The sequence below is a fragment of the Fictibacillus sp. FJAT-27399 genome (assembly GCF_001510655.1).
Classification (GTDB): Bacteria; Bacillota; Bacilli; order Bacillales; family Fictibacillaceae; genus Fictibacillus_C; species Fictibacillus_C marinisediminis.
Map to the genome: position 1 here is coordinate 1,512,594 of NZ_LMVC01000002.1, position 26,714 is coordinate 1,539,307.

Consider the following 26,714-nt stretch of genomic DNA (forward strand, 5'->3'; position numbering starts at 1 on the left):
ATCCACCCGTCCAAGCCTCTGTCCCCCACACCGCATACCATAATTCACAACACTTTGAATGAGGTAAATGGATGAAATTTAATTTTGGCAACGGGAAAACGGATGCGAAAAAATACAGTACGTTTAAAAAGAAGCTTTCAATCAACAAGGAAATGGACCTGAACAGCCCGAGTGATTTTCTGCCAGCCAATGAAGAGGTTCCGCTCCTTTACGTGCAATTTACCCAGCTCTCCAAAGGGGATAAGGTAGAATTAACGGCATCAGCCGGGTGGACGGCTGGCTTCCCTTGTGAACCAGCAGAAATTACACTGACCGTCAGGCGCAATCAAGAAGTTGTTGTGGCACAGAACTCTCAGACGACTCAGGACCTTCAGCAGCAGAACACGGCGACCGTTACTGGATCGGAGGAATTAACCGAAAACCTGGAGGTTGCCCGGTATACCTTGTATGCATCAACAGAGCAAGCCGGCAGAATACGGATGAGCGATTCCTTCAAACTTCTTGCAATCGTAAGGCTCGCTAATTAAAAATAGACCAGGCATGGGTGCCTGGCCTATTTTTATTTCCTTTCAAGTGCATATAGATCATCTTCTACAGCAGCCAGTCTGTCTCTTACGACATTCTGTGAATCTCTGACTCCCTGATTATAAAAATGAGATCCGATCTGCTTCGCGAAAAAATCAAGAAAATTTTCTGCTGCGATAATTCCTATTTCCTCCCCGCGTTCATCGTAAAAAAACTGCTGAATATCTCGGATGGCCTGATCCTTGTGTTCTTGTTTCCAATTGATTAACATTGTGCGCCTCCCTCTCAAATCGAAGTCCTTTTGATTGTATCACTCTTTTTTGAGGACATAAAAAAAGCCGGTTTTCAATAGCCGGCTTCACTTTATTAACTATTTTTAGCGACTTGGATCATATCTTTCAGTTTCACTTTGCCGCCGTAATGCATCACACCATGCACATAAATGCGCCCTGCAATCCGGTTGATAATCCATAATGAAACAAGAAGTATTCCGATTGTAATACTTATCTCCATCGCTCCCGCTTCTCCCGCTACAATTCTTGAAAATGTAACGATCGGTGAGAAGAACGGAATGTACGAGCTGACAACAACAAGTGTAGTGGAGGGATCGAACAATGAGCGCATACCGATAAAGAATGCTCCCATGATCAGGATAATGATCGGAAACTGAGATGAGCCCAAGTCTTCTGTCCTGCTTACCATTGACCCGACTGCCGCATAAAGCATGGCGTACAATAAATACCCCAGTACAAAATACGAAATGAAAGCTGTAATGACGCCCGGTGTTAAATTCGATAGATCGATAGCTGCACCGAAAATCGACAATTGATCGGCATTAAGCCAGCCTGCCAAGTAAGCAATTCCGCCAGCCCCTCCGATAAACGCAATCTGAACAATTGCACCTGTCAGGATAGCGGCTATTTTGGCATACATCATCATGATCGGCTTTACTTTTGGAATCATGATTTCCATGACGCGCGAGGATTTTTCCGCTGCGATGGCCGTTGCAATCATCTGGCCGAACCCCATGATAAATATGTACATAAAGAATACAAAGAGATAAACAATTCCAAACGTGTTGCTCGTATCCTTTAATACTTCATCCTTCACTTGTACTGTTGCCAGCAAAGAAGAAGCCGTTTCTGCATTAATTTTATTTTTGGTGATCGTATTCGATATATATGCTTGTTGCAATGCCTGAGATACGACAGGAACAACTTCATTATTCGGGAAGTTTTTATAAATATAGGTCAAACCTGGTACACCTTTTTGATCTTTAACAATTAAAACTCCATCCAGATCTCCTTGCTCTACCTTCTTTCTTAAGCTTTTCCCCTGGCTTTGGCCGGCTTTATTCAGCTTTGTTTCTTCTAGCGTTTTATTTAATGCCTGAATATTAATCTCGTTGCTCGTTTCATTGATCAGCGAGATCTTATCCTTATTGCCGCTATCAGAGCTGTTTGCCCAGTTGGAGTAGCCAAGAAAAGCCAGAATGGCCACAAAGATGATGGCTGTTGATATTTTGAAAACCCTGGAAGTCAGGTTTTCTTTTAAATGAAATTTATATACGGTTGAAAACTTTTTCATCTTATCTCACCTTTTCCAGGAAGATTTCATTCAGTGTAGGTTCGAGCATTTTAAAATATCGAATGGGAACGTTCGCCTGATGTAGCCGGTTAAACAGTTCGAAGGCTTCTGAATCATCCTTTACCTTTACAAGCAAGTCGTTCATCTTCTTCTCGTAGGAAACCTTCCATGCCTTCAGCTTCTCTTCCATATCTTCATGATTAAACAGCGTGAGATTGCGGTATCCGTAGTTCTGTTTAATCTCGCTAAGCCTGCCGTGTATAACCGCTTGCCCATCTTTCATCAGACAAACATTTTCACAGAATGATTCAATCTGCTCCATACGATGCGAGGAAAGGATCACTGTTTTTTTCTTTTTCACCTGTTCTTCTATAATCGCAGACAGCATATTCGCATTAACAGGATCGAGACCACTGAACGGCTCATCCAGTATCAAAAGCTCCGGATCATGAATAAGTGTGGCGATCAGCTGTATTTTTTGCTGATTTCCTTTGGAAAGATCGGAAGCCTTTTTATGTTTGTGTTCCGGAATTTGCAGTTTTTCAAGCCAATAATCGATAGCTTTATTGGCGCTTTGTCTGTCCATCCCCTCAAGCTCTGCAAAATATCGAAGCTGATCAGAAACTTTGCTTTTTTGATAGAGTCCTCTTTCTTCCGGCAAGTAGCCGATCGAAACTTGGCTGCGGTCGAGCAGGCTGCCTTTCCACAGAATCTCCCCCTGATCAGGTACGAGAAGGCCGAGAATCATTTTAATGGTTGTCGTCTTACCAGCACCATTTCTTCCTAAAAGCCCAAGTACTTCCCCGGCCGGCAAAGTAAGTGAAAGATTAGACACTGCCTTTGTATGCCTAAAAGATTTATGCAGATACTGCAGCTCCAATGCCAAGCTAAAAACCCCCTTATGTAGTACAAAAAGTTACCATCCTAGCATATTAATAAAATATCTTTTATATTTTCTCACATAAAAATGGAAATATCAAACAGTCAAAAACTATAAAAAAAAGCCCTTATCCCCATAGGACAGGCCCCTCTCGCATACGATAAAAAACCAGCTAGCTGTTCGGAAAAATACTCCTTTATAAGGGCAGCTGCAAAATATATTGAATGCCAATATTGCCAGCCCTTCTTTGTCCTCTGTCCTCAAAGCCCGTTTTAAAATACAGCTGCTGTGCGGCAATGTTCTTTTTGTTTACCGCCAGCACGAGCTCATCGCAAAATGGAAAATGGACGGAGGCAAAGCCAGGCAGGGCCAGCATCGCCCGTTTTGCTACCCGTTTCCCCTGGTATTCCGGATGAACAGAAAGTGCACGGATGAAAAGGGCGTTCGGATTTTCTGTAAAGGGGGTGATGCCCGGTCCATGATGGAGCACAAAAAAACCGGCGGGCTTCCCCTCGTACAAAATGACCACCGGATGTCTGCTCTGGTCTTCTTCGCAGACCTTTAATGCCGTTAACGGAAGTGCCGTAAATCGCAGCTGCTCTTTTGGAAGTTCAAATGTACTCAACTCCTGATTATGCTCAGGCTGATAGAAAGACAGGCTGACTTCAGCGGACATTTGTATCCCCACCTTTTTCAATCAAAGTAATGCCTTTGTTCAGCTTCAATCATTACCCAGTTCCTTCAAAACTTGGCTCAAATGAGCAAAAGTACGGCCATCTTTAACAGGAAAAGCATAACCCGAAGAAACGATCGCGGCTGAAACCATTGGCTGAATTCCACTGACATATACCTCAGTCCCCAGTAATTGAAGAGCTGCAATCAGCTGTGTAAGTTCCGATACAAGGCTGTCATTTATCGAATATATAGCGGTTAAATCAATGATTAAATGTTCAATCCTTAATTCAGAACAGCGGTTTAATGTGTAATCAGTCAGCAAAAATATCTGGTCATTTCCAACTGTCGGCTGCATCGGAAGGACCCCGATCCGATCCATGACAGGAATAATATTGGAAGAAAGCTCTTTAATGATCCGCCCCAGTTCCCTTTCCTTTAGGACCTGGCTGGTCACCTCAATGAACTCCACATAAGCTCCGATGATCGTATCACCATCTTTTAAAATTCTTGTTTTGGCTGTAAAGATTCGGGTTTCTCCATTCCAAATATATTCAAAACGGCTTTTTTCATATTCCTCTCTGTTTTCCAGTGACAGCGAAAGAAACCTGCGATAGCCATCAATTCGGCTTAAAAATTCATCAATATGTACACCTATGGCATCTTCTCTATTTATGTTTAACATTTCTTCACATTTTTTGTTTACAAAAACGGTCTTATAATCCTTGTCAATCATATAAATTCCAATATCGCTTCGATCAAGAGCTTGCTGCAGCATTTTTGCGTAATTCCTTTCTTCTTCTTGCATTTTCCTTAATTATTGTCCAAATCTCGTTATTTGTCTATAAACAAAGGGAGCTAGACAAATATGAAAAAGGAAGCAGCCTCATTAAAGGCTGCTTCACTTTATTTAGCTATTGTAAACTGTTCTTCTTCTGTTGAACCTTTAAGTGCTGTAGTAGAGGAAAGCCCGCCGGAGACAGCTTGTGCCACTTCATCAAAGTAACCTGTGCCTACTTCACGCTGATGACGAGTTGCCGTGTATCCATTTTTTTCATTTGCAAACTCCCTCTGCTGAAGCTCTGAATAGGCGGCCATTCCTCTAGTTTTATATTCTTTTGCCAGTTCGAACATGCTATGGTTAAGAGTATGGAATCCTGCAAGAGTAACAAACTGGAACTTGTAACCCATCGATGCAATCTGCTGCTGGAAGGTAGCAATCGTCTCATCATCCAGCTTCTTTTTCCAGTTGAAAGACGGAGAGCAGTTATAGGCTAGCATTTTACCAGGAAAACGTTCGTGGATGGCATCGGCAAATCTCTGCGCTTCTTCAAGATTTGGTTCCGATGTCTCGCACCAGATGAGGTCTGCATACGGCGCGTAAGCAAGCCCTCTGGCAATCGCCTGGTCGATCCCTGCATTCGTTCTGTAAAACCCTTCAGTAGTCCTGTCCCCGGTTAAAAAATGATGGTCATAAGGATCCACATCGCTCGTGATTAAATTAGCGGCATTGGCATCCGTACGTGCGATTAAGATGGTATCTACTCCCATCACATCTGCTGCCAGCCTGGCGGAAACCAGATGGCGCACCGCCTGCTGTGTCGGCAGGAGCACTTTACCGCCAAGGTGACCGCACTTCTTTTCCGAAGAAAGCTGGTCTTCAAAATGAACCCCTGAGGCTCCTGCTTCAATCATCGCTTTCATCATCTCAAATACGTTAAGCGCTCCGCCAAATCCTGCCTCGGCATCCGCGACAATTGGAACAAACCAGTCGATGTCGGTTTTTCCTTCGGAGCATTCAATCTGATCGGCACGCTGCAGCGCCTGGTTAATCTTTTTCACGACATTAGGTACACTGTTTGCAGGGTAAAGGCTTTGGTCAGGATACATATGTCCGGAAAGGTTGGCATCGGCCGCCACTTGCCAGCCGCTTAAGTAGATCGCCTTAAGCCCCGCCTTCACTTGCTGAACTGCCTGATTTCCCGTCAGTGCTCCAAGCGCATGAACATAATTTTCGTCTTGGAGTGATTTCCATAGCCGTTCTGCTCCTCTTTTGGCCAGGGTATGTTCAATTTGTACCGAGCCTCTCAGTTTGGCAACATCTTCTGCCGTATACGTCCTCTCGATTCCTTCCCACCGTTTTTCTTTCCAATTCTCATTAATTTGTGCTGCCGTATCTTTTTGATTCATTCTATTTCACTCCTTATTTAATATGGGTATAACCAGGCAATGTTAAAAATTCGATGAACTCATCTTGTCTAACCAGCTGCTCAAAGAGAGTAATGGCTTCTTCAAACCGGCCATCTTCCCATTGCTGCTCATTCAGTGTTGTTTTGATTTTCTGAACTTCTTCTTCCGTCACTTGTCCCACAAGCTCAAGGGTTACCTGTCTGCCATCTTCCAGGACGCCTTGCGTATGGCGGATCCATTGCCAGACTTGAGCTCTGGAGATCTCAGCTGTAGCCGCATCCTCCATCAGATGGTTAAGCGGTACTGCTCCGCGGCCTGTAAGCCATGCAGCAATGTATTGTATTCCTACAGAGATATTGGTCCTCAGGCCGTTTTCAGTAATCGGCCCGATCGTCGGCTGCAAAAGATCCTCAGCTGTTACTACTACGTCATTCCGCTGTTTCTCCAATTGATTTGCCGAAGGCATCAGACGGTCAAATACTTCAAGGACGACCGGCACTAATCCGGGATGGGCTACCCAGCTGCCGTCATGCCCGTCAGCCGCTTCTCTTTCTTTGTCTGTTTTTACTTTTTGCAGTGCTTCTTCATTGGCTTCGGGATTGTTTTTGATCGGAATCTGTGCCGCCATTCCCCCGATGGCATGGGCACCTCTTTTATGGCAGACCTTAATGACAAACTGTGTATACGCTCTCATAAAAGGCACCGTCATCGTGACGTGTGCTCGGTCGGGCAGCAGATAGGACGTATGATTCTTAAGCTTTTTGATGTAGCTGAAAATATAGTCCCAGCGTCCGCAATTTAATCCCGCGCTGTGTTCTTGTAATTCATAAAGAATCTCTTCCGCTTCAAAGGTCGCTAGGATGGTTTCAATCAAAACAGTTGCTTTGACCGTCCCTTGAGGAATTCCCATTTCCTCTTGGGCAAAGACAAACACTTCGTTCCAAAGTCTGGCTTCCAGATGCCCCTCAAGCTTCGGCAGATAAAAGTAGGGGCCGGAGCCTTTTTCGATCAGCGCTTTAGCATTATGAAAAAAATAAAGTCCAAAATCTACTAAACTGCCAGACATTGGCTCTCCTTTATACGACAGATGCTTCTCCTCAAGATGCCAGCCCCTGGGCCGTACAACGAGAGTCGCTGTTTTCTCATGCAGGCGGTACTCTTTTCCTTGCAGAGAAGTATACTCCAGCTCTCCCCGAATCGCATCCCGCAAATACACCTGTCCGAGCAGACTGTTTTCCCACGTCGGAGAGTTGGCATCTTCAAAATCTGCCATGAAGACCTTGGCTCCTGAGTTCAAAGCATTGATGACCATCTTTGCATCACCAGCTGGCCCGGTAATTTCTACTCTTCGATCCTGCAAATCATCAGGCACATCTGCAACAGACCAATTGCTTTCCCGTATTTTCTTTGTTTCAGGCAAAAAATCTGGAAGCTCACCTTGATCTATTTTTTTCTGTCTGTTTACCCTGTTCTGCAAGAGTTGCAATCTTGCATTCTGAAAACGATCATGAAGCTTTTCAAGAAAAGCCATGGCTTCTGCTGACAGTATTTCATGGTCCACACCTCCCTGTACTGCAACAGTTTGTGTTTTAGATGTTACTACCGAATTATCCATGTGTTAACCTCCTGTTCAGTCAATGATTCCGTTTCCATTACAGCGCTTGCAGCAGACACATCCCTCGCCCATGCAATCCGGGCAGTTTCCATTTTGATGCATTCCTGATCCGTTGCACTCTAAGCATGTTTCTTCACCATTCCCATGGCAGCTGGCACAATTCATCACGATTTCTCCTCCTTATTACGAGATGGGGTTTCTGTTATAAAACAGATATTTATCTTGTAAAATAATATATAACAGTTTAGATAATTTGTGCAACACATTTTTTTAAAAAAAATAAAAATAGGTCCTCTGTTCTATAACAGAGGACCTTACTAAGGACGATTTTACTGAAAGTCTGCAAATATTTAGTTATCAAACTCTTAAGTTTTGCTAAAGCCGAAGATTGATTTTCGTTCGTAACGGACATCGCACACTGTTGCTTGAAAGCAGCCCTCAAGTCTTTTACATACAAACACCGAAGGAGGGAATAGCTGGCTCTTTTTTGAGCCAGCTGATTTGTGAAACAAATGAAAAGTCTGAAAAGCAGACAGGGATCAGCGAGCTGATCCCTGTCTGCTTTTCAAATGGCTATTCAATTCCCTTTCACCCTAATAAAACCTCATTGTCTAATTTAGTTTTTCTTAAAACTCGTCCGGATCTGGGCCGTTTCGAAGATCTTTATTCAATGAATCAATCTGCTCCATGTCTTCCATGCTTAATTCAAAATCAAAGATATCGGCATTTTCCTTAATACGGTTTTCATTCACTGATTTAGGAATGGTAATTACTCCATTCTGAAGATCCCAGCGGAGAATAACCTGTGCTACCGTTTTATTATGCTTTTCTGCCAATGCCATCAGGATCGGCTCATCAAAGATTTCACCCTTTAACAGCGGTCTCCATGCTTCCAGCTGGATTTGATGATCTTTGCAGAAAGCCAACAGTTCTTTTTGTGTAAGGCGGGGATGGTACTCCACTTGATTGACCATCGGTTTAATCTCACAGTCTTTCATAAGGTCTTCCAGATGGTGAATTTTAAAATTACAAACACCAATCGCTTTTGTCTTACCCTCTTTATAAAGCGTTTCTAATGCTTTCCACGTCTCTTTATACTTGCCAGACACCGGCCAATGAACAAGGAACAGGTCTGCGTAATCCATATCAAGCTTTTTCAGGCTCTCTTTAAATGAGCGCAGCGTCTCCTCATATCCCTGTTCTGTATTCCAGACCTTGGTCGTAATAAAAAGCTCTTCACGCGGGACATCCACCTGTTTAACAGCCTCTCCTACACCTTCTTCATTTTTATAGAACGAAGCTGTATCGATGCTTCTGTAGCCGGCGGCGACCGCATGTTTAATTGCGTCAATAACCTCTTGGCCTTCTTCTGCTTTATATACCCCAAGACCCAGCCATGGCATCTTTAAACCGTTTTGTAATACAGCTGTATCAGAAATACTTTTTATCATATGTACCGCCTCCTTGTTTGTATGGTACCACTTGGCTGGAGAAAATGAAAAAAAGTGCTAAAAAAAAAGCCCTCCAGGGAGATTGAGGGCTTTTAAGAGTTAACAAAAATCTTGCAAAGAAGTCTGAATAATGAAATAGGATCAATTAATTGAAGTTAGGCTCAATTATTTCTGATTTGGCTCAATTAATTGAAGTTTAGCTCAAAAATGTTGAGTTCGGCTCAATTAATCAAAAATAAGCTCAATATCGACAAAATCGCTCTTTAGACCGAAGCAAGTTCCTTAGCTTTATTCAATTCAAATTCCTTCTTGATGCCAGCCAGCGCTTCACCGTTAGTGAGCAGCTGAAAACCGGTCAAAGCGAGTGCTTTTGCACCGAGAATAAGCGCCTGGTCGCCCTGCTCTGACTTTGCCGCCTCCCTGAACTCATCCGTATGCCCGATTAACGTATCCGGCCCGATCTGAAGGTAAGGGTGAATCGTCGGCACGGCCTGGCTGATGTTACCGGCATCAGTCGAACCAAGTCCGCATCGGTGTGAGGTATCTACTTCTGCACCCAGACTCTCCAGCTGTTCTTGAAACACTTTATCAAACGATCGATTTAATAAAAGGTTATCCACCTGATTCTGAAAAGCAATAACATTAAGCTTTGCGCCTGTTGCAAGGGCAGCACCTTCTGCAATGGCTTTTACTTTTTTCGTTGTCTCATCCAGTCTTGCTCTTGTGGAAGCACGAATGTAAAAACGGGCCTTCGCATATTCAGGCACAATATTAGGAGCGTCTCCCCCGTGTGTAATGATGCCATGAATTTTCACATCGTCCGCCACATGCTGGCGCAGTGCGTTAATCCCGACAAACAACTGAATAACTGCATCAAGTGCATTGATTCCCTTTTCCGGTGCCGCAGCCGCATGAGCGGGCTTTCCGATGTATTCAAAATCCAGCGGATCAACGGCAAGCGATGTCCCGGTAATGCGGTTAGCGTTACCTGGATGGAACATTAACGCAGCATCAATGCCGTCCAGCAAACCGTGTTTCACAAAACTTCCCTTCGCACTTCCGTTCTCTCCGCCTTCTTCAGCAGGCGTTCCAAAAACAGCTACTTCTCCTCCGATCTCATCGATAACGGAAGCAAGAGCGATGGCCGCTGCCACACTTGATGTACCGATGATATTATGGCCGCATGCATGACCGATGCCGGGAAGGGCATCATATTCTGCTAAAAAGGCAACGGATGGCCCATCTAGAATAGAACGCTTACGGGCAACAAATGCCGTTTCGTGACCGGCCACTCCGCGTTCTACCTGAAACCCCTCTTTTTCGAGCAGCGATGCCAGCAGGCTGGATGCAAACAATTCTTCATTTCCGATTTCTGGATTATCATGGATCTCGTGAGAAGTTTGAATGTAAGCCGCTTGGTTTACATCAATGTTCGTACGGATTTGTTCCTGGATTTCTCGGGCAGTTCTGCTGATTACAGTCATGATCTCAGATCCTTTCTCTCTCTATTACTCTCCAATTTCACTTAGTGGTACAAACGTAGGAATGGTTGCACCTTTATAGATTTCTTTAATCTTCTTGGCTGTATCTTTTGATTGATAGATCTTCGCAATTTTTTTCAGCGATTTTTTATTTTTATCTTCAGTTCTTGTTGCAATGATATTGATATATGGCTTTGCAGTCTTGCTTTCAAGGAAGATCGAATCTTTCTTCGGATTCATTCCAGCGTCGACAGCAACGCCATTGTTAATGATTGAAGCGGCCACATCAGGAAGCACCCGTGGTGTCTGGCCTGCAACTACTGGTTTAAGCTTCAAGTGTTTTTTGTTCTCCACCACTTTTTTCAGATCACCATTCCCATCAAAGTTCTTTTCCAGTTTGATTAGCCCGGCACTCTGCAGAAGAAGCAATGCACGGCCCATGTTCGTAGCTTCATTCGGCAAAGCAATGGTTGATCCAGCCGGGATATCCTTGATGTTCTTGTATTTTTTTGAGTAAACGCCCATAGGCGCAATGACGGTTGTTGCAATCGGTGCTAAATCCAATTTATGTTCTTTTTTAAACGAATTGAAGTAAGAGATGGTCTGAAACGCATTAGCGTCAATATCCCCGTCAGACAATGCCTGATTCGGACGGACATAATCGGAAAACTCTACGATTTCCAAATCGATGCCTTCTTTTTCTGCTTTTTTAGCGATATACTTCCACACGTCACTGTCAGATCCGCTGATGCCCATCTTTACTTTTTCAAGGCCTTTTTTATCTCCGCCGCTGCACCCGCTCAAGAATGCCGACATTAAAACCCCGATGACTAAAATGATCAATGAATATTTTTTCATACGATTTTCCTTCTCCCTTTTCTCTTTTTATCTTCTTCTAATTTTTCTGGACAGTATATTTCCTGTGCTCTGCAAGCCTTGAACAAGGATGACTAGCAGAACGACGGTGACAATCATCACGTCTGTATCAAATCGCTGATAGCCGTAGGCAATGGCCAGATCGCCCAAGCCTCCTCCACCAACAGCCCCTGCCATCGCCGAAGCTCCGACCAGGCCGATCGTTGCGATCGTAAACGACAGGATCAGTGAACTGAATGCTTCCGGCAGCAGTATGCGAAAGATGGTCTGCCAAGGAGTAGCTCCCATGGCTTCTGCGGCCTCTACAATGCCCGGATCGATCTCAAGCAGGCTGTTTTCCACGAGCCTTGCGATATAGGGGCCGGCATATACAATCAATGGCACAATCGCGGCCGATGTCCCGATAGAGGTACCGACTACTAATCTTGTAAACGGGATAATCGCCACCATTAAGATGATGAACGGTATCGAACGCAGAACGTTTACAATCGCGTTCAAAACGTTAAAGACGGCCAGGTTTTCAAGAATGTGCCCCTTCCTCGTGACTACGAGTACGACGCCAAGCGGAATGCCGATTACAGCCGAGAACAATAAGGAAAATCCAACCATCGTTAAGGTATCACCGGCCGCATTTAAAATGTCGACCCAAAATGTACTCCAATCAACTTGCATAAGGTGCAACCTCCCTTATTTCGACTTCACTCAGGTTCACGAAAAAGATCGCTCTTCTGATTTCCTGTTCGTCGCCGATCAATTGAACAACAAGGTTTCCGAAAGGGACGTCTTGAAGTTCTGTGACATGGCCGTATAGAACGCTGACGTCCACGTTGAATTTCTTGGCAATCTGTGACAGCAGCGGTTGTCCTGTGGATGCTCCGGTAAATACAATCCTGAAGATCTGATGATTCCTGTCCTGCTTCTTCAATAGGTCTTTAAGGGACTCAGGCAATTCATCCTGAAGAACTGAACTGACGAAGCGCCTTGCCGTCTCAGTCTGTGGCCTTGCAAATACATCAAAAACGCTCCCTTTCTCAATCACTTCTCCGCTCTCCATAACAGCGACGGAATCGCATATCTCACGAATGACGTTCATCTCATGCGTGATGATCAGAATCGTAATGTTGTATTCCTTATTGATTTTTTTCAGAAGCTTTAAAATACTGGAGGTCGTCTGCGGATCCAATGCCGATGTTGCTTCATCACACAATAGCACTTCCGGATCAGTGGAGAGCGCCCGGGCAATGCCTACCCGCTGTTTTTGTCCGCCGGAGAGCTGGTCGGGATATTTATGCCCGTGCTCGGACAAGCCAACAAATTCCAACAGATCGTTCACCTTCTCTTTAACGAATGATTTCTTCATGCCGAGAAGATAAAGCGGTGTCGCAATATTATCAAATACCGTTTTTGCGTTCAGCAGATTAAAATGCTGAAAAATCATACCGATATTTTTCCGTTTTTTTCTCAGTTCCTTCGGAGACAATCTTGCCATGTCCTCCTCTCCTACAAAGACGTGCCCTGATGTCGGCTTCTCCAAAAGATTCACACATCGCAGCAAGGAGCTCTTTCCTGCTCCGCTGTATCCGACAACACCGTAGATCTCTCCTTTTTTTATCTCAAAGCTCACATTGTTTAACGCTCTTACCTGGCTTTTGCCACTCTCATAAATTTTGGTTACCTCTTCAAATCGAATCAATGATGTGATCTCCTTTCTCGCTATTGTTAAAACATCAAAAAAAGCCTCTTCTTGAAAACAAGAAGAGGCCTGACGCATCGAGATGAGTGGCTGATCTCTTCTTATCTTCCAAGCGCTAATCGCTTGCCGGACTTGGCACAGTATTCCCATTAAACCGGGAACCCGCTGCCGAGGTTTCAAAGGGCCAATCCCTCCACCTCTCTGGATAAGAAACAAATATAATGTTCAATTAAATAAAAAAATCTCTTCTTAAAGAAAGAAGAGATGTTTGTATCCATAAGGAAACGAGCTGCTCTTCTTATCTTCCAAGCCCTTAAAAGAACTTGCTGGAATTGGCACAGTGTTTTTCAAAAGAAAAACCCGCTGCCGAGGTATCACAAGGCCATATCCCTCCACCTCTCTGGATAAGAAACACGTTCATATTTACTTGATGTGACCTATCTTATACCATGATCTAAGTCGATGTCAAATCTTTTTTCGGAGTTCTCTGATCGGAATAAAAACACTGAAGCCATAAAAGCCAGCCACATTGCTCCTCCGGCAACTCCAGCCAGTACATCCGTAATATAGTGAATGCCTAGATAAATTCTGCTCCAGCAAATAAATCCAAGGTGCACTGCCAATATACAAAATTTCGTTCTAACAAACTTTTTTGATAAGAGTGTAAAAAGACCATAAAGCGCTGTTGCATTCATCGCATGAGCACTCGGATATCCATACCTAATGTAAAAAGGTTTAGTGGATGGAGGCCGCTGCTTCCAATTCTTTCTCCAAACAGAGTTAATCCAACGGCATCCGATCAGGTTGGCTATTAATAAAAAAACAATGTTTCTCTTTCCTTTTTTCCTGTATCTGTATGCAGAATAAATAGTGGCAGGAATCAACAGAAATCCAGAACCAAGAAAAGAGTAACTTCTCAGAAAGAAATCCACGAAACCTCCGCCCCGTGCTGAAAATATAGCCAAGCTTCCCATTCCGTCAAGTTTCATCCAATGATCATCATTACGAAGCCTGTTCATTAGTCTTAAAGCTACAATACCCATTATCATAACGCCGCTTAGAATTGCCATATTCTCTTTTTTCATATCCGCCCTCACTTTAACTTGCTTTTATGTACATATCCTTTCATGTGACGGACTATTTTATGCGTTCAGGCACCTCTTAAAATTACTCTATTGTTAAAGTTTCACCGCATCTTTTTCTAAGAAAACCATAATGCTGCCCTGTTCTATTTTTTGCACATAACGCTCAGCGGTCCGTTCTGAAAGATCCAGGGACATGAGAACTTCTTTTAAATCATCCTCTGAATCCTCATTAAACATGGATGCAAATGGACCAGCAGCAAGCAGCGGACCAATACCGGGAACACCAAGGCCTGGCACCGCGATGGCTCCGCCGATACCAGTCAGAAAACCTGCAATGGTTCCATAGGCGGCTTCGTTTACATCTTCGTCCAGATGTTCTTCTGAAACATTCGTTTTATCGGCAACTCGATCCATCTTTCCATCATCTTTAGCAAGGATGGAGATGTCCTTTGCATTGTATCCTTGATTCACCAGGGATTGTATACTATCAACAGCTTCGTTCTCTGTTTCATACACTCCAATCACCATTTTGCTCATATGTATTGCCTCCTAATCAATGTCTGATTTTATTTACTAGTATTTACCCCAACCCTATATCTGTAAACAGGTGTCATCATAAGGATAAGAAAACTCCCCTCCAAATGCCGGGGAGTTTTAGATGGTTTTCTCTTTTAGGATAGACCGGCTCTTTGAAAAATATATTCCTTTTGATCCGCCTCTTCCCTTGTGTCTCCCAGTACGAGGCCCTGTATAAGCGTGCCGGCATCTTCATAAGGGCTTTCACTGCCATTATAGATCGACAGCGGAATGAAATATCTATCTTCAATCCCCCGTTTCACTTCATCATACAGGGGTTCTATACCGCCCTTGGATTCCCAGGAAACGAATTTGATTACCTTTTTACCGAGCTGTTCTTCAACACTGTCTCTCATAAGAAGTGCGGCGGTAGAACCGTTGACTCTATAATTTAAATCAAAGGCTATTTTCCTTCCATCAGCCGTTACCGCAATGTCAAATCCTGCAATCCCTTTATAGCCTCTTTTACAGCCTTCTTCCATAATTCTTCTCCCGACCTTGATGACCTCATCATCGGGTTCTGACTCTTTATCGACCCAGTTTCCTTTATATTTTCCGTCTTCCGTAATATTTTGGACCGTACTGCCCAGATAAATCAGACGGTCATCTGCTGTACAGGCAAACTGAACGCAATAATTGTGCTCGATCTCCAAGTACTCTTCTATGACAATTCCTTCACAGGAGGCGAAAAAGTTTGCTGCCCTGTCAATGTCCTCCTGATTTTTGCAGATAAATACATCAAAACCTGCCGCATTTGCCTCATTTGTCGCTGCCTTAACCACACATGGAAATGGGAAGGTTTCTAATTGATCATGAAGTTCCGCAGCTGTTGTTGATTTTCGTTTCGGAGCATGTCCAGAAGGAACCAGCTCTTCTAAATTCGCTTTATTGTTTAAATACTGAACAAGGCGCGGATCGATCCAATAATTCTCTGATGACATTTCTTCTTCTGGGTGAATATGCTGAACTACCATCTTCTTCTGCTCTTTTTCTAAGCGGCCGAAAATGTTTCGATAACCCGCCTCTGTCGAATATTCGTGAACAGGAAAACGAAGCAGGAGACCCGCCCGTTCATACAGCTCCGTTGCTTTTTTGGTAGTTACCGACCGGTTGCAGATGACCGGCATGCTTCCCAATACCGCAAACTGGCTTCCCGTCAGAAGATCAAGCTTTACTGGACAATCGGGAATCCACTTATTATGAGCGAATGAAGGCCTCGGATTAAAAATGAGATTCGGACCGTAAATTTCAGAAAATGTATAACGCGGAACAATTGCTGGTTTACTTATCTGCATGGATTGTACCTCCTGAACATGCTTGGATTACAGGATAAATACCTTTTTTAGCTTACCCTTAAACCAGCAGCCTTATCATTTAGCAAGCACTGTTTTCCATTTGCCCTATTCTGTTTGAGCTGATGTATACTAGGGAAATGGCAAAAGAAGTTAGCTGCCATGGAGGAAATTATGAAGAAATCGCTGCAAAACCTATTCCCGCTGCTTTCTTTAGGATTATTGCCGATTTGCTCCTTGATCTATGATTGGGTCAATCACCCCGGGAGCGAAGTGCATAACCTAGCTACAACCGTTGACAGGAACATACCATTTTCTGCTGTTTTTATTATCCCTTACCTATTGTGGACCTTATATATTTACGGAACCTTGATTTATTTCTATTTCAAAGATAAGAAGACGTACTTCAAGACACTGTTTGTTTACATTGCAGGCCTGCTGGTCTGCTATACGGTATACAGCCTTTTTCAGACCACCGTTCCTAGGCCGCTCGTTGCTGGCTCTTCATTCTTGGAATCTCTTGTAAACCGGGTTTACGAGATGGATGCCCCTTATAATTGTTTTCCAAGCATCCATTGCTTTTCCAGCTACCTGCTGGTCCGGGTAATGCGCAAGGCACCGTTCTCAACAACCTGGAACAGAAGTATGATTACGTACTTTTCCGTGATTATTATCGTTTCAACTCTGATGGTTAAACAGCATGTCATACTGGATGTGTTCGCTGCCTTCTTGTTGGCAGAGACACTATGTTTTGTCTCCGAGAGAAATTGGTCACCTTCCGTAAAATCCAAACCAATTCCCTCATCAACGAAAGAAATCAGCCATTAAAAAAAGCTCCAGCGCCACGATCAGCCCTTGGCGCTGGAGCTGGATTAAAAAATCCCCATTGAGGCGGTGCCAGGCACCATTTCAATAGGGGTTTTTATTGTTAAGCTATTAGCTGAAAATCGGAGCAAACATCATGGTCACGAACATGAGCGTTAAATACATAATGGAGAATTTAAACATTCTTCCTGACCACGCAATTTCCGTTTCTTTTTCTTTGTACTTAAAGGACTGGATCGCACGGTAAAGGAAGACTGCTCCTAAAATACCCGCAACGATTAAGTACCAGATTCCCAGTACGTTAAAAAAGTACAAGAGAAGAGAAGCTGCTACCGCAAATATGGTATAGATTAAAATATGAACCTTCGTTTGCTTAAAGCCCACTTTGTTTGGCAGCATCGGTACATTTACACTCTTGTATTCTTCTGCCCGTTTCATTGCCAGTGCAAAGAAGTGCGGAGGCTGCCATGCGAACATGAATACAAATAAGAGCAATGCGATCAAATCAAAGTGTCCGGTAACTGCCGTATAGCCAATAATCGGAGGTGTAGCGCCTGAAATACATCCGATTTCCGTATTGATCACTGTCACCCTTTTAGAAATTGTATAAACAAATCCATAGAAAATAAATCCAATAAAACCTACAAGCGCAGCAACCGGATTTACCATCAAGCCTAAAATGGCCTCACCTATGATAATAAAAATGAGCGACATTAAGATCGCATTTCGTTTCGGTATTCTCCCATTGGTAATCGGCCGGTTCTTTGTCCGTTCCATGTACTTATCGATATCCGCATCGTAAACATTATTCACGATCGCAGATGAACCGATCACAAAAACGGTTCCTAGAACTGTCCAGAAGAAAAGCTCCCATAAGCTAAGGCTTGAAGAGAGATTTCTCGCACCGATGCAAAAGCCAGCAATTGTTCCTAACAGGTTAGAAAAGATAATACCCGGCTTTGTTATTTGTATATAGTCTTTTAAAATGCTTGGAGCAGCATTTTCACCCATAAAATCACCATCTTTTCATATCTATCATATAGTATGTCTCTATTTTAACAGACCTAACACTAGTTTGTGATAAATGTCACATTATGTTCTTATACTGTTCAATAATCGTTCAAATCTCGTCAGACATAAAAAAAGACAGCCGCGTGCTGCCATCGTATTGTTTATAAGTGGCGGCCCCGGCAGGAATCGAACCTGCGACGCACGGTTTAGGAAACCGACGCTCTATCCACTGAGCTACGGAGCCAGCCGAAAGCACTGCCATATCAGCATTATCTAACTTTCTTTGGTTCGCTTTTGTATTATACAGGATAACGGTCTATATTAAAAGTGTCTTGTTTGTTCCTTTCGCAAAAATAATGAGAAGAATGGCAGATTATAAATGAAATCTGAAGCAAGATGAGTAGCTTGTTCGGTTTATTCCGGCTACATCACATATTCACTTCTTATTCACCGTTCCCTCTAGTTGATTTGATTATAACGGGTTCTAGCGGCTGTATACAAAAATATCCATTAATGGAATAGACCCGCAACGATGATTATTCTAATTTACCTTTCTTTTAAATATAAATTAATGGTTTTTTTTAGTTCAATCAATTCCTTATTATAGTTATTTTTAATCTAAGGTTTGGAAAAAGATTTACTACCTTTATTATCTTTATTATTTTGCATACCTATTCTCCTTTTGCCCAGTTGTTTATTTTTAGTATGCTCGATAATAAAACCCAAAGAGGTACGGTAATCAATTAAACACTTAAGCTTGAGTATGTTTCAGACATTAAGGCCCTTTATGTTCTGTTATGCATTAAGGAAACCAAGAGTAAAAAGCTAAAAAATAGAAAAACCGGAAAAGGCTATGCTGTTTCGGTTTTTATATGTCACATTAATGGTGTTTCAAAGGTTTCCTGTCCAAATGAATTATACAGAATAATATTTTACATTAATTCCTCATATATATGTTTTCGAGCATCATCAAATAGACGTGCATACAAATGCGTTTGATGCGGATTTTCATGTCCCAACAGAACTTGAATACACTCCCAGTACCTCAATGACAGCCCTTTCTTTCTCCCTCCTGCGTTATATACTCTTCTTGAACGCAAAATACGTAAAAGGAAGATGATGGATCATTTCTGAGGAAAGAGACGAGAATGAATCTTTTATTTTTTTAAAAAAGAGCTCTAAAAAACACCTATATTGAAGAATGGTTCCTTGACTACTATTTGCTAATTTTAAACTCAACAAAAAGTCGTTGACGACTTCTGTGTTAGAAGAGTTGGGTAAAGAAGTCGTAATCTCCCAATACTTGTCCAATTTCTTTTCCTCCTATTGATATTTGTCATATTGTTTTTTTCGGGCGGATTCCATAAGGCGTGTATAAATACGAGTACTATTGATATTGGCGTGGCCGAGCAATTCCTGGATATATCTCTGTGGCATATTCTTCTCTGCCAAATGAGCAGCAAACGTTATTCTAAATCCTAAAGCATCAGAAAATTGCCGAAACTGATACTCTATAAAAACTCGGCTTAACCTTCCTCCTTGTCGATTCGTAAAAAGGTACTTGCTATCCGTTTCCCGGTCGCTCAGATATGCTTTTATACGTTCATAACATTCATGTGTAAAAAGGACAAAGCGCTCTTTGTTGCCCTTCCCTATCCTTATCCAAATCTGTCTCGTTTCCCATTTTATTTCTTCTAAGGTGATATTTATTAATTCACTTACCCGTACACCTGTGGAATATAATGTCTCTACCATCGCTCTATCCCTTAGACTTGATCTAGTATGTTCTTGTAGAAGCGCCACTTTCCGTTTACTCTCAAATAATAAAAGTTGGAGATAAAGCATATGACTATTTTGCGACTAAAAGAAATATTGTACCAGTAGGCAATTGCGAGGATAACGCTTGTAGGATAAAATAAAACGGGGTTGTCCAGAAAGTCGAAAATTGACCTTCAGGCAGCCTCTTTTTGGCTTGAAAAATCTTCAATGAAAAGTTAATTGAAGTGGAAGATGCGAGACTCCTGCGGGACTAGCNATAAAAAGCTGCCGGAGCCTTCCTTGTCCTGCGGGACTAGCGTGACAGGTGAGACTCCCGCCGGTGCTTGCACCAAAAAGTAGGCGTTCACGCCGGTAAAGCTCACCGCACGCCCCGCGGAAAGCGAGCAGCCTGGAACGGAAATCAACAGCTTACAGACTTCTTGGACAGCCCCGTTTTCAACTTAAAAATTCTTATTTTTAAATTTTATATTTACAACAGCAATATGTATAAAGCAAAGAATGATGAACCCAACAAATGCTACATAAAAGTTAACTTTTGTATAAATGAAAGCATATAAAAACAACAGAATTCCGTAAATTACAAACATCACTCCATTAACTTTTGCAAATCTTTGTTTGTCATCATCTCTTACGGAATCCTTAGTGTATCCGGCTAGTAAAGAAAAATTTTGTTTTTTCCAGATGAAATATGCAACTAAAAAAAAGAGTAAACTCAAAATAATAAAGATTAATCTAATTATAACCATGTTACTCCTCCCCCTGAATATCCCTTTTATTAAAAAATATCATTGATTACTATTTTTTAACATATATGTTTTTAATTGTTTATTAAAAGACTGCTGCATTAGTCACAATGTCCAGAGTAAATAAAAATGGCGCAAAGTTTGTTGCTAAAGAAGGCATTGTATATGTAATTCAATGAGGAAATAAAAAAGAGAAATATAATCGAAGGATTGGTTACATAAATATCTAGCAGATTAATTTTAACATCCAAACAGTAGTTTGAAGAAGATTTTTTGACAAGCGGAAATAAACATTTATTTGACACTGCGATTATACCAATCATAATTAGCATCTTGAATAATTTCTTCATTTATCCCTTTCCTCTTCATATGTTCCATATTAATTTCGCCAAAAATTGAAATGTCTAGGGTGTTTTAAAAAGGCTGTATTCGTATACATTGTTGGTTTTATCATGTTGTTCAACTAACAACGGTTATCTCAATGTTGACGATACTATTAAACAGAAGGGAAACAACCAATTAATAAAATAAACGCAAAGCTAATTGCTTCGCGTTTATTTTGTGAGAATTATTATACTTTAGTTGCAGGGATCACCACTATAGGGCCTGTCAGCATCCTCTATTGAATAGTGTACGTGGGCTTGAGCTTGAGCTTGAGCTTGAACTTGAACTTGAGCTTGAACTGGACCGGCGCTTTTTCACTTTTTTACATTTTAACATGACTGTTTTAGAGGAACGCTTACAACCACAGTGTTTTTTCTTTTTGGACGACAAAAAAATCCCTCCAAACGTTATAAATTGAGAAAAAAGGTTTAACCTTGTCTCTCACTTTATCTTATGCAGAAATCTAGTAAACCGTTTGGACAAGCTGGAAAAATCTATTAAATAAAATGCAAGTTCTTTTTAGAATGCTAATTTAAAAGACCTTCCCTAAAAAGGTAACGGGTTCACTTTTGGAGTACAAAAAGTTAAAAAACATCGTAAATCGCATATAAATTAGCAAGTGAAAAAAGCACTGCAATTTTATACTGCACCCCAAAAGTTAGAGTAAAAACTTAACTTTTGGGGTGTTTGTTCTAATTTTTCAGCATTTAAAAAAGCGCTATAAATAGCGCTTCATACCGTCGACATACCCTCTCAATAGTTATATATTTTTTATCTTCATCAACCTATGCTCCATTATTTATTTCAAGTGTAGAAATAATCCATAGGCACCTTCTGCGATCATTTGTATCGCCATCACGGCAAGTATAAGTCCCATTAGTCGGGAAATAACATTTAAACCATTTTCTCCAAGCTTTGTAATAATGGAGGTTGAGTAAAAAAAAAGGATAAAGGTAGCTGCTAATACAAGGATATAGCTAATAAATACGCTCCCTAGATTTTCAAGAGAATGGGAGGAAGTATGTGCCATAACACTAGCTATGGTTCCAGGGCCTGCTATGATGGGGAGCGCAAGAGGCGTTATGGAAATATCGTCCTTTAACTCTGCTTCCTTTTGTTCTTGGTGATGAAGGCTTTGCGCTTTTGATGTTTTAGCATGGAGCAGGTTATATGCGATTCCAAAGATTAATATTCCCCCAGCTACTCGAAATGCATGGATCGTAATCCCAAAAAACGAAAAAATTAAATTTCCTAAAAGTAGAAAAACAGTAAGAATGATAAACGAAATAATAGCTGCTTTTCTTGCGGTTCGGTGTTTTTCTTTAAGAGAATAACCGCTAGTAAGAGACATGAAAATGGGAATATTCCCAAGCGGATTCATAACGGCAAAAAATGAAACAGTGAGCTTAAGGATTAAAGTCAGCAAAGTATATACTCCTTTCGTTACCACTTTAACTATTTATTTCCCAATAAGCTTTAGTTCATAAGCCACTGCAATCGAATCTTATAAACATTGGGATAGGGCACTATTTGAGATTCCTAACAATCATATACCTAACCTTCACACTGCCTTAGTACTAGCATTATAAGTCTTTATTAAGATAAAAGTCGTATAAGGTCGTACTGTGTCAATTCGTTCTTATGGTTCATAGGCACGACCACGCATGTACCTTATACTTTATATTGTTAAATAGTCAGAAAATTCAGAGGAGGATTAAAATGAAGCGGATTTTATCCATATTTGCGGTGTTGATGCTCATCAGTACAATAGCAGGCAACTTTAAAACACCAGAAAAAGCTAGCGCGGCCACTTTAGAGGTGGATCCAGCATTAACACAAGTGCTAAATAAGGTTTCAGACTCAGTTCAAGTAGATGGTGTCATCACTTACAGTCAAATGCCTGGTGTGTCTCAACTTAACCAATTGAAGGATTTAGGTTTGCAGACGAGGACCTTCCATAAACTTCCGATGGTGGCAGTAAAGGGCACGAAAGCTGACATCAACTCGTTATTGAACGCAAACCTGGGTGCAGAATCCATATACTATAACAAAAAATTGGAGTACAAATTAAAAGACAGCCGAGGATTAATCGGAGCTGAAAAGGTTTGGAATGAATTAGGATATACGGGCAAAGGGACAACCGTTGCTGTTATTGATTCAGGAATTGATGCTACCCATAAGGATCTTCCAATTGGTGATAAAGTAGTGCAAAATGTGAAGTTTTTGACAGGGAACAGCCTGTTTGAATCTTCAAAAACGCTGTATGCAGAAAATATACCAAATACCGATACCACCTCAGGACACGGTACACATGTAGCAGGAACCATTGCCGGCAACGGTACTCAAAGCGATGGCTTGTATAAAGGAATTGCTCCTGATGCCAAGCTCGTAGGTTTAGGTACAGGAGAAGCTATTTCTGTCCTCTGGGCACTTGAAGCGTTTGATTATACGCTTGAAAACCAGCAGAAATACGGAATTGATGTAATCAGCAACAGTTGGGGAACCACTGGAACGTATTCAGCAAAAGACCCGATCAACGTAGCGAGCAAAAAGGCACACGATGCAGGAATGGTCGTATCTTTTGCAGCAGGAAATGAAGGTCCAGATGAAAATACGATCAATCCTTATTCTGTCGCCCCATGGGTTATTTCCGTAGCAGCTGGAACAAAAGACAAACAACTTGCTGACTTTTCCTCAAGAGGCGTAAAGGGGGATCCATTATTGCATCCTGACATTACCGCTCCGGGTGTAGACATTGTATCTACAAAATCCAGTACAGGCATGGTTATGAACTTGCTCGGCACCAAAAAAGACGCCACCTACATTGCACCTGAGCATTTACCATATTACACAACAGCAAGCGGAACGAGCATGGCAACACCTCATATATCCGGAGTAGCGGCACTTATGCTGGAAGCCAATCCATCCCTTCAGCCAGACCGTGTTCTGCAGCTGATGCAGTCTACTGCAGATCCAATGTCCGGATATGAAGAATATGAGGCAGGCGCGGGGTATGTCAATGCGTATGAAGCAGTGAAGGCAGCCAAACAATAGGCAGTTCGTGGAAAAGTCATGAAAATAGTTTTGAGATAAACAGCCCTTTTTAAATATTGGGCTGTTTTTTTATAACACGACATTAATACAATCTTCTAGAATAAGGGGGGTAATCATTGTAAAGTGACAACCATACAGGGATGGGACGCTTTGGAGAAGTTTCAATCTTTATTCTAACGGTTGATCTAGACAAAATAAAAAAACGCCTCCTTACATATGCTTGCCAACAGACAAGAAAACGTAAGAAGACGTTCTTCGGTTATGTAATTATTCAGGTATTAGACCGTGTACCTTTAGTAAAGCAACTGTAAGACAAAAAGCCTTGAAACAGTTGATATCATTAAAGTGGCGGCCCCGGCAGGAATTGAACCTGCGACGCACGGTTTAGGAAACCGACGCTCTATCCACTGAGCTACGGAGCCAAGATTTATGGTCAACAAAGTGTATTATACAAAACTGCAAGCCTTTTGAAAAGCCTTTTGTTTGAGCAGGTTGATTATTTCACCCTCTTTCTCTACTCTATATTTATACATAAGTTCATGTCCAAAAATATTCATGCAAAGGATGAATTATATGCACACAACACTTGAAGATGTAAAAAAGCACCCGGTGTTTCATTATTTTGCCGAAATTTCCGCCATTCCCCGCGGATCCGGCAACGAAAAAGAAATCAGTAATTACCTCTTGCGTTTTGCAAAAGAAAGGAACCTTGAAGCGGTACAGGACGAAGCGCTTAACATTTTCATAAAAAAAACCGCTTCAGAAGGCTATGAGCATGTCCCTGCCATCATTCTGCAAGGCCATATGGATATGGTATGTGAAAAGAACAAAGGAACGGCCCATGATTTTGAACTCGACCCCATCTCTCTGCAGCTAAAAGATGACATGCTCTATGCGTCCAATACGACACTCGGAGCGGATAACGGGATAGCCGTTGCTTATGCCCTCGCCATCCTAGATTCGAGTGGTATTCCTCATCCTGCCCTTGAAATCATCATCACTACAGAAGAAGAAACAACCATGAAAGGCGCGCTAGAAGCCAGTCCTGAAATTTTTTCTGGAGAAATTTTTATTAATCTTGATTCAGAAGAAGAAGGCAAATTATTGGTCAGCAGTGCAGGCGGCATAACTGCCATGCAAGCTCTTCCTATACAATGGGAAACTGCTCCAAAAGAGCTTAAAGGCTACAAGATCCAGTTGAGCGGGCTTTTCGGCGGCCACTCCGGCATGTCCATCCAAAAAGGAAGAGGCAATGCCAACAAGCTCCTTGGAAGAATTCTGCATGAGCTTTCCGTCCAGTTCCCTTTCAGCCTTCATTCAATAAATGGAGGGCTGAAATCAAATGCGATCCCTCGGGAAGCCGAAGCTGTAATCTATTTACCTGCAGATGCTTCAATCGATCTGCCAAAGCTGGTGTCCAACTGGGAACATGTTTTTAAAAATGAGCTGCGGACAGCTGATCCGGGAATCTCAGTTACAGTCGAAGAAGCCGCGGAAAGCCCGGACAAATTATATTCCGTCAAAACCACACAAAACGTGATCACCTCACTCATGCTGATCCCAAATGGTGTGCTGTCCATGAGCCAGGAGATTGAAGGTTTAACAGAGAGTTCAACCAACCTTGGAGTGGTAACGAGCAACAGCCAGGAAGTTCGTTTTGTCAGTGAGATACGAAGCTCTGTGAAAAGTCTGAAGCAGCAGACTGTTGAGCAGAATAACCTGATTGCACAGCTTACAGAATCTCGGTTCTCTACAGAAGCTGATTATCCAGAATGGCCTTACCGCCCAGATTCAAAAGTCCGCCGCTTGTTCGAAACGGTCTACAAAGATTTATACGGCAATCCTCCAGAGATCGTAGCCATTCATGCCGGTCTGGAATGCGGGATTTTCACAGAAAAACTTCCACATATCGATGCCATTTCCCTTGGTCCTGATATGTTTGATGTGCATACTCCTGAAGAACACCTCAGTGTACCTTCCACCATTCGGACTTGGGATTATTTGAAGGCTGTTTTACAGGAAATGAACAACTTTTATAAATCATGATAACGCACACCCCGGGCTGAAGGGAACTATTTACCATTCTATGCGCAAACAAAAAAGAGGACGGTTCATCCAATTGAGTCGTCCTCTTTTTATCATTTTAGTCTTAGAAGTCAAAGTTATCCGGATCGGGCCCGACTCTTTGATCTTCGTTTAGCGTATTGATTTTCTCCATGTCTTCCGCGCTTAGTTCAAAGTCAAAGACTTCAGAGTTTTCTTGAATTCTATGGTCTTTTACGGATTTCGGAATGGTCACAACACCATTTTGAAGATCCCAGCGCAGGATGACCTGTGCCACGGATTTGTTGTGTTTTTCCGCAATCTCAGAAAGTACTGGATTGTTTAGAAGCTCACCCTGCATCAGAGGGCTCCACGCTTCCATCTGAATTTTGTTTTCTTTACAGAAAGCAAGCAATTCTTTTTGAGCTAACAGCGGATGATACTCTACCTGGTTAACCATCGGTACAATCTCACTGTCTGCTATTACGTCTTTTAAATGGTGAACGTGGAAGTTACTCACACCGATCGCCCGGACACGGCCGTCTATGTATAATTTCTCCAAAGCACGCCATGTTTCTTTATATTTCCCTTCCACTGGCCAGTGAATGAGATAAAGATCCACATAATCAAGCTGAAGCTTTTTGAGAGATTCCTCATATGCTGCTAATGTTGTTTCATAACCTTGATCTGCATTCCATACTTTCGTCGTGATGAATAATTCTTCACGCGGGATGCCGGAATCTTTGATCGCACGGCCTACGCCTTCTTCATTTCCGTATACTGCTGCTGTATCAATGCTTTTATATCCTTTGCTCAAAGCCGATTTAACAGATTGGTAGACTTCGTCCCCTTCTTCCACTTTATAAACCCCAAGGCCGAACCAAGGCATTTTAACGCCATTGTGCAATGTTGTTGTGTCTTGAAGATGTTTAGCCATCTTATTCCCTCCTTA

24 protein-coding genes, 2 tRNA genes and 2 riboswitches are annotated in these 26,714 nt (G+C 42.1%); of the genes, 4 read left to right on the plus strand and 22 right to left on the minus strand.

The features are described 5' to 3' along the window. The first annotated feature begins 71 nt into the window (after positions 1–71). Positions 72–527, plus strand: coding sequence for a hypothetical protein (locus AR335_RS12690; RefSeq protein WP_062236240.1), 456 nt, complete (start codon positions 72–74; stop codon positions 525–527). Positions 528–559: 32 nt separating this feature from the next. On the opposite strand, the gene AR335_RS12695 is transcribed toward AR335_RS12690, so the two are convergent. From AR335_RS12695 to AR335_RS12765, 15 genes are all read right to left on the minus strand, one after another. Continuing rightward, on the minus strand, positions 560–796 hold the full coding sequence (locus tag AR335_RS12695) for a DUF2164 domain-containing protein (RefSeq protein WP_062236244.1): 237 nt from the start codon (positions 794–796) through the stop codon (positions 560–562). Between the two features lie 95 nt (positions 797–891). Then, positions 892–2,112 (minus strand): ABC transporter permease, encoded by a 1,221-nt coding sequence (locus AR335_RS12700; RefSeq protein ID WP_062236247.1) that lies wholly within the window; start codon positions 2,110–2,112, stop codon positions 892–894. Between the two features lies 1 nt (position 2,113). Beyond that, complete coding sequence (locus AR335_RS12705; RefSeq protein WP_062236250.1) at positions 2,114–2,998, minus strand: ABC transporter ATP-binding protein; 885 nt, start codon at positions 2,996–2,998, stop codon at positions 2,114–2,116. 190 nt (positions 2,999–3,188) lie between these two features. Next, positions 3,189–3,668: a GNAT family N-acetyltransferase gene (locus AR335_RS12710; RefSeq protein ID WP_062236253.1), complete on the minus strand. Its 480-nt coding sequence runs from the start codon at positions 3,666–3,668 to the stop codon at positions 3,189–3,191. Positions 3,669–3,713: 45 nt separating this feature from the next. After that, a complete protein-coding gene (locus AR335_RS12715) occupies positions 3,714–4,442 on the minus strand; it encodes an STAS domain-containing protein (protein WP_199805081.1) in 729 nt (242 codons plus the stop codon). A gap of 128 nt (positions 4,443–4,570) precedes the next feature. Further along, complete coding sequence (gene aceA / locus AR335_RS12720; protein ID WP_053355376.1) at positions 4,571–5,854, minus strand: isocitrate lyase; 1,284 nt, start codon at positions 5,852–5,854, stop codon at positions 4,571–4,573. A gap of 13 nt (positions 5,855–5,867) precedes the next feature. After that, on the minus strand, positions 5,868–7,469 hold the full coding sequence (gene aceB, locus AR335_RS12725; RefSeq protein WP_082683480.1) for a malate synthase A: 1,602 nt from the start codon (positions 7,467–7,469) through the stop codon (positions 5,868–5,870). 626 nt (positions 7,470–8,095) lie between these two features. Beyond that, positions 8,096–8,920, minus strand: a complete 825-nt coding sequence (locus tag AR335_RS12730; RefSeq protein WP_091007276.1) for an aldo/keto reductase — start codon at positions 8,918–8,920, stop codon at positions 8,096–8,098. A gap of 263 nt (positions 8,921–9,183) precedes the next feature. Next, on the minus strand, positions 9,184–10,404 hold the full coding sequence (locus AR335_RS12735) for a M20 family metallopeptidase (RefSeq protein WP_062236258.1): 1,221 nt from the start codon (positions 10,402–10,404) through the stop codon (positions 9,184–9,186). Positions 10,405–10,428: 24 nt separating this feature from the next. Continuing rightward, complete coding sequence (locus AR335_RS12740) at positions 10,429–11,259, minus strand: MetQ/NlpA family ABC transporter substrate-binding protein (protein WP_062236261.1); 831 nt, start codon at positions 11,257–11,259, stop codon at positions 10,429–10,431. A gap of 27 nt (positions 11,260–11,286) precedes the next feature. Continuing rightward, positions 11,287–11,949 (minus strand): methionine ABC transporter permease, encoded by a 663-nt coding sequence (locus tag AR335_RS12745; RefSeq protein WP_053355379.1) that lies wholly within the window; start codon positions 11,947–11,949, stop codon positions 11,287–11,289. Next, positions 11,939–12,970 (minus strand): methionine ABC transporter ATP-binding protein, encoded by a 1,032-nt coding sequence (locus tag AR335_RS12750; protein WP_062237090.1) that lies wholly within the window; start codon positions 12,968–12,970, stop codon positions 11,939–11,941. Before AR335_RS12750 ends, AR335_RS12745 begins: the two co-directional genes overlap by 11 nt. Positions 12,971–13,068: 98 nt before the next feature. Continuing rightward, a riboswitch (SAM riboswitch) is annotated at positions 13,069–13,182 on the minus strand. Positions 13,183–13,265: 83 nt separating this feature from the next. Next, positions 13,266–13,381, minus strand: a riboswitch (SAM riboswitch). Between the two features lie 26 nt (positions 13,382–13,407). Further along, entirely contained in the window at positions 13,408–14,055 is a 648-nt protein-coding gene (locus tag AR335_RS12755) for a phosphatase PAP2 family protein (protein ID WP_062236264.1), read from the minus strand. Between the two features lie 93 nt (positions 14,056–14,148). Further along, positions 14,149–14,592: a general stress protein gene (locus AR335_RS12760; RefSeq protein ID WP_053355382.1), complete on the minus strand. Its 444-nt coding sequence runs from the start codon at positions 14,590–14,592 to the stop codon at positions 14,149–14,151. Between the two features lie 134 nt (positions 14,593–14,726). Then, a complete protein-coding gene (locus tag AR335_RS12765; RefSeq protein WP_062236268.1) occupies positions 14,727–15,926 on the minus strand; it encodes an ATP-grasp domain-containing protein in 1,200 nt (399 codons plus the stop codon). Between the two features lie 171 nt (positions 15,927–16,097). Between AR335_RS12765 and AR335_RS12770 the strand changes: the two genes are divergently transcribed. Beyond that, positions 16,098–16,751, plus strand: a complete 654-nt coding sequence (locus AR335_RS12770) for a phosphatase PAP2 family protein (RefSeq protein ID WP_062236271.1) — start codon at positions 16,098–16,100, stop codon at positions 16,749–16,751. 108 nt (positions 16,752–16,859) lie between these two features. Here AR335_RS12770 and cyoE read toward each other — a convergent pair whose 3' ends face one another. From cyoE to AR335_RS12800, 5 genes are all read right to left on the minus strand, one after another. Beyond that, positions 16,860–17,759 carry a heme o synthase gene (gene cyoE / locus AR335_RS12775; protein WP_062236274.1) on the minus strand — a complete coding sequence of 300 codons (900 nt, stop codon included), beginning with the start codon at positions 17,757–17,759 and terminating at the stop codon, positions 16,860–16,862. Between the two features lie 168 nt (positions 17,760–17,927). After that, positions 17,928–18,003, minus strand: a tRNA-Arg gene (locus tag AR335_RS12780). A gap of 1,079 nt (positions 18,004–19,082) precedes the next feature. Continuing rightward, entirely contained in the window at positions 19,083–19,604 is a 522-nt protein-coding gene (locus AR335_RS12790) for a tyrosine-type recombinase/integrase (protein WP_082683482.1), read from the minus strand. A gap of 374 nt (positions 19,605–19,978) precedes the next feature. Next, positions 19,979–20,284, minus strand: coding sequence for a DUF3784 domain-containing protein (locus tag AR335_RS12795; RefSeq protein WP_053355391.1), 306 nt, complete (start codon positions 20,282–20,284; stop codon positions 19,979–19,981). Between the two features lie 1,180 nt (positions 20,285–21,464). Then, positions 21,465–22,091 (minus strand): MarC family protein, encoded by a 627-nt coding sequence (locus AR335_RS12800; protein ID WP_062236284.1) that lies wholly within the window; start codon positions 22,089–22,091, stop codon positions 21,465–21,467. A gap of 293 nt (positions 22,092–22,384) precedes the next feature. Here AR335_RS12800 and AR335_RS12805 point away from each other — a divergent pair, with 293 nt between their 5' ends. Beyond that, positions 22,385–23,719 (plus strand): S8 family serine peptidase, encoded by a 1,335-nt coding sequence (locus AR335_RS12805; RefSeq protein WP_062236287.1) that lies wholly within the window; start codon positions 22,385–22,387, stop codon positions 23,717–23,719. 346 nt (positions 23,720–24,065) lie between these two features. Here AR335_RS12805 and AR335_RS12810 read toward each other — a convergent pair. After that, positions 24,066–24,141 (minus strand) — tRNA-Arg (locus AR335_RS12810). Positions 24,142–24,292: 151 nt separating this feature from the next. Here AR335_RS12810 and AR335_RS12815 point away from each other — a divergent pair. Next, entirely contained in the window at positions 24,293–25,765 is a 1,473-nt protein-coding gene (locus tag AR335_RS12815) for an aminoacyl-histidine dipeptidase (protein WP_062236290.1), read from the plus strand. 103 nt (positions 25,766–25,868) lie between these two features. On the opposite strand, the gene AR335_RS12820 is transcribed toward AR335_RS12815, so the two are convergent. Further along, the gene (locus tag AR335_RS12820; RefSeq protein ID WP_062236293.1) at positions 25,869–26,699 is read right to left on the minus strand and encodes an aldo/keto reductase; all 831 of its coding nucleotides are present in this window, start codon (positions 26,697–26,699) and stop codon (positions 25,869–25,871) included. Positions 26,700–26,714: the final 15 nt, after the last annotated feature.

Bases quoted from the DNA above. Each gene is read 5' to 3' on its own strand.
- AR335_RS12735 (WP_062236258.1), bottom strand. From the start codon at position 10,404: ATGACTGTAATCAGCAGAACTGCCCGAGAAATCCAGGAACAAATCCGT.
- AR335_RS12695 (WP_062236244.1), bottom strand. From the start codon at position 796: ATGTTAATCAATTGGAAACAAGAACACAAGGATCAGGCCATCCGAGAT.
- AR335_RS12700 (WP_062236247.1), bottom strand. From the start codon at position 2,112: ATGAAAAAGTTTTCAACCGTATATAAATTTCATTTAAAAGAAAACCTG.
- AR335_RS12690 (WP_062236240.1), top strand. From the start codon at position 72: ATGAAATTTAATTTTGGCAACGGGAAAACGGATGCGAAAAAATACAGT.
- AR335_RS12760 (WP_053355382.1), bottom strand. From the start codon at position 14,592: ATGAGCAAAATGGTGATTGGAGTGTATGAAACAGAGAACGAAGCTGTT.
- AR335_RS12745 (WP_053355379.1), bottom strand. From the start codon at position 11,949: ATGCAAGTTGATTGGAGTACATTTTGGGTCGACATTTTAAATGCGGCC.
- AR335_RS12710 (WP_062236253.1), bottom strand. From the start codon at position 3,668: ATGTCCGCTGAAGTCAGCCTGTCTTTCTATCAGCCTGAGCATAATCAG.
- AR335_RS12715 (WP_199805081.1), bottom strand. From the start codon at position 4,442: ATGCTGCAGCAAGCTCTTGATCGAAGCGATATTGGAATTTATATGATT.
- cyoE (WP_062236274.1), bottom strand. From the start codon at position 17,759: ATGGGTGAAAATGCTGCTCCAAGCATTTTAAAAGACTATATACAAATA.
- AR335_RS12730 (WP_091007276.1), bottom strand. From the start codon at position 8,920: ATGATAAAAAGTATTTCTGATACAGCTGTATTACAAAACGGTTTAAAG.
- AR335_RS12790 (WP_082683482.1), bottom strand. From the start codon at position 19,604: ATGCTTTATCTCCAACTTTTATTATTTGAGAGTAAACGGAAAGTGGCG.
- AR335_RS12770 (WP_062236271.1), top strand. From the start codon at position 16,098: ATGAAGAAATCGCTGCAAAACCTATTCCCGCTGCTTTCTTTAGGATTA.
- AR335_RS12820 (WP_062236293.1), bottom strand. From the start codon at position 26,699: ATGGCTAAACATCTTCAAGACACAACAACATTGCACAATGGCGTTAAA.
- AR335_RS12755 (WP_062236264.1), bottom strand. From the start codon at position 14,055: ATGAAAAAAGAGAATATGGCAATTCTAAGCGGCGTTATGATAATGGGT.
- AR335_RS12740 (WP_062236261.1), bottom strand. From the start codon at position 11,259: ATGAAAAAATATTCATTGATCATTTTAGTCATCGGGGTTTTAATGTCG.
- aceA (WP_053355376.1), bottom strand. From the start codon at position 5,854: ATGAATCAAAAAGATACGGCAGCACAAATTAATGAGAATTGGAAAGAA.
- AR335_RS12815 (WP_062236290.1), top strand. From the start codon at position 24,293: ATGCACACAACACTTGAAGATGTAAAAAAGCACCCGGTGTTTCATTAT.
- AR335_RS12765 (WP_062236268.1), bottom strand. From the start codon at position 15,926: ATGCAGATAAGTAAACCAGCAATTGTTCCGCGTTATACATTTTCTGAA.
- AR335_RS12795 (WP_053355391.1), bottom strand. From the start codon at position 20,284: ATGGTTATAATTAGATTAATCTTTATTATTTTGAGTTTACTCTTTTTT.
- AR335_RS12805 (WP_062236287.1), top strand. From the start codon at position 22,385: ATGAAGCGGATTTTATCCATATTTGCGGTGTTGATGCTCATCAGTACA.
- aceB (WP_082683480.1), bottom strand. From the start codon at position 7,469: ATGGATAATTCGGTAGTAACATCTAAAACACAAACTGTTGCAGTACAG.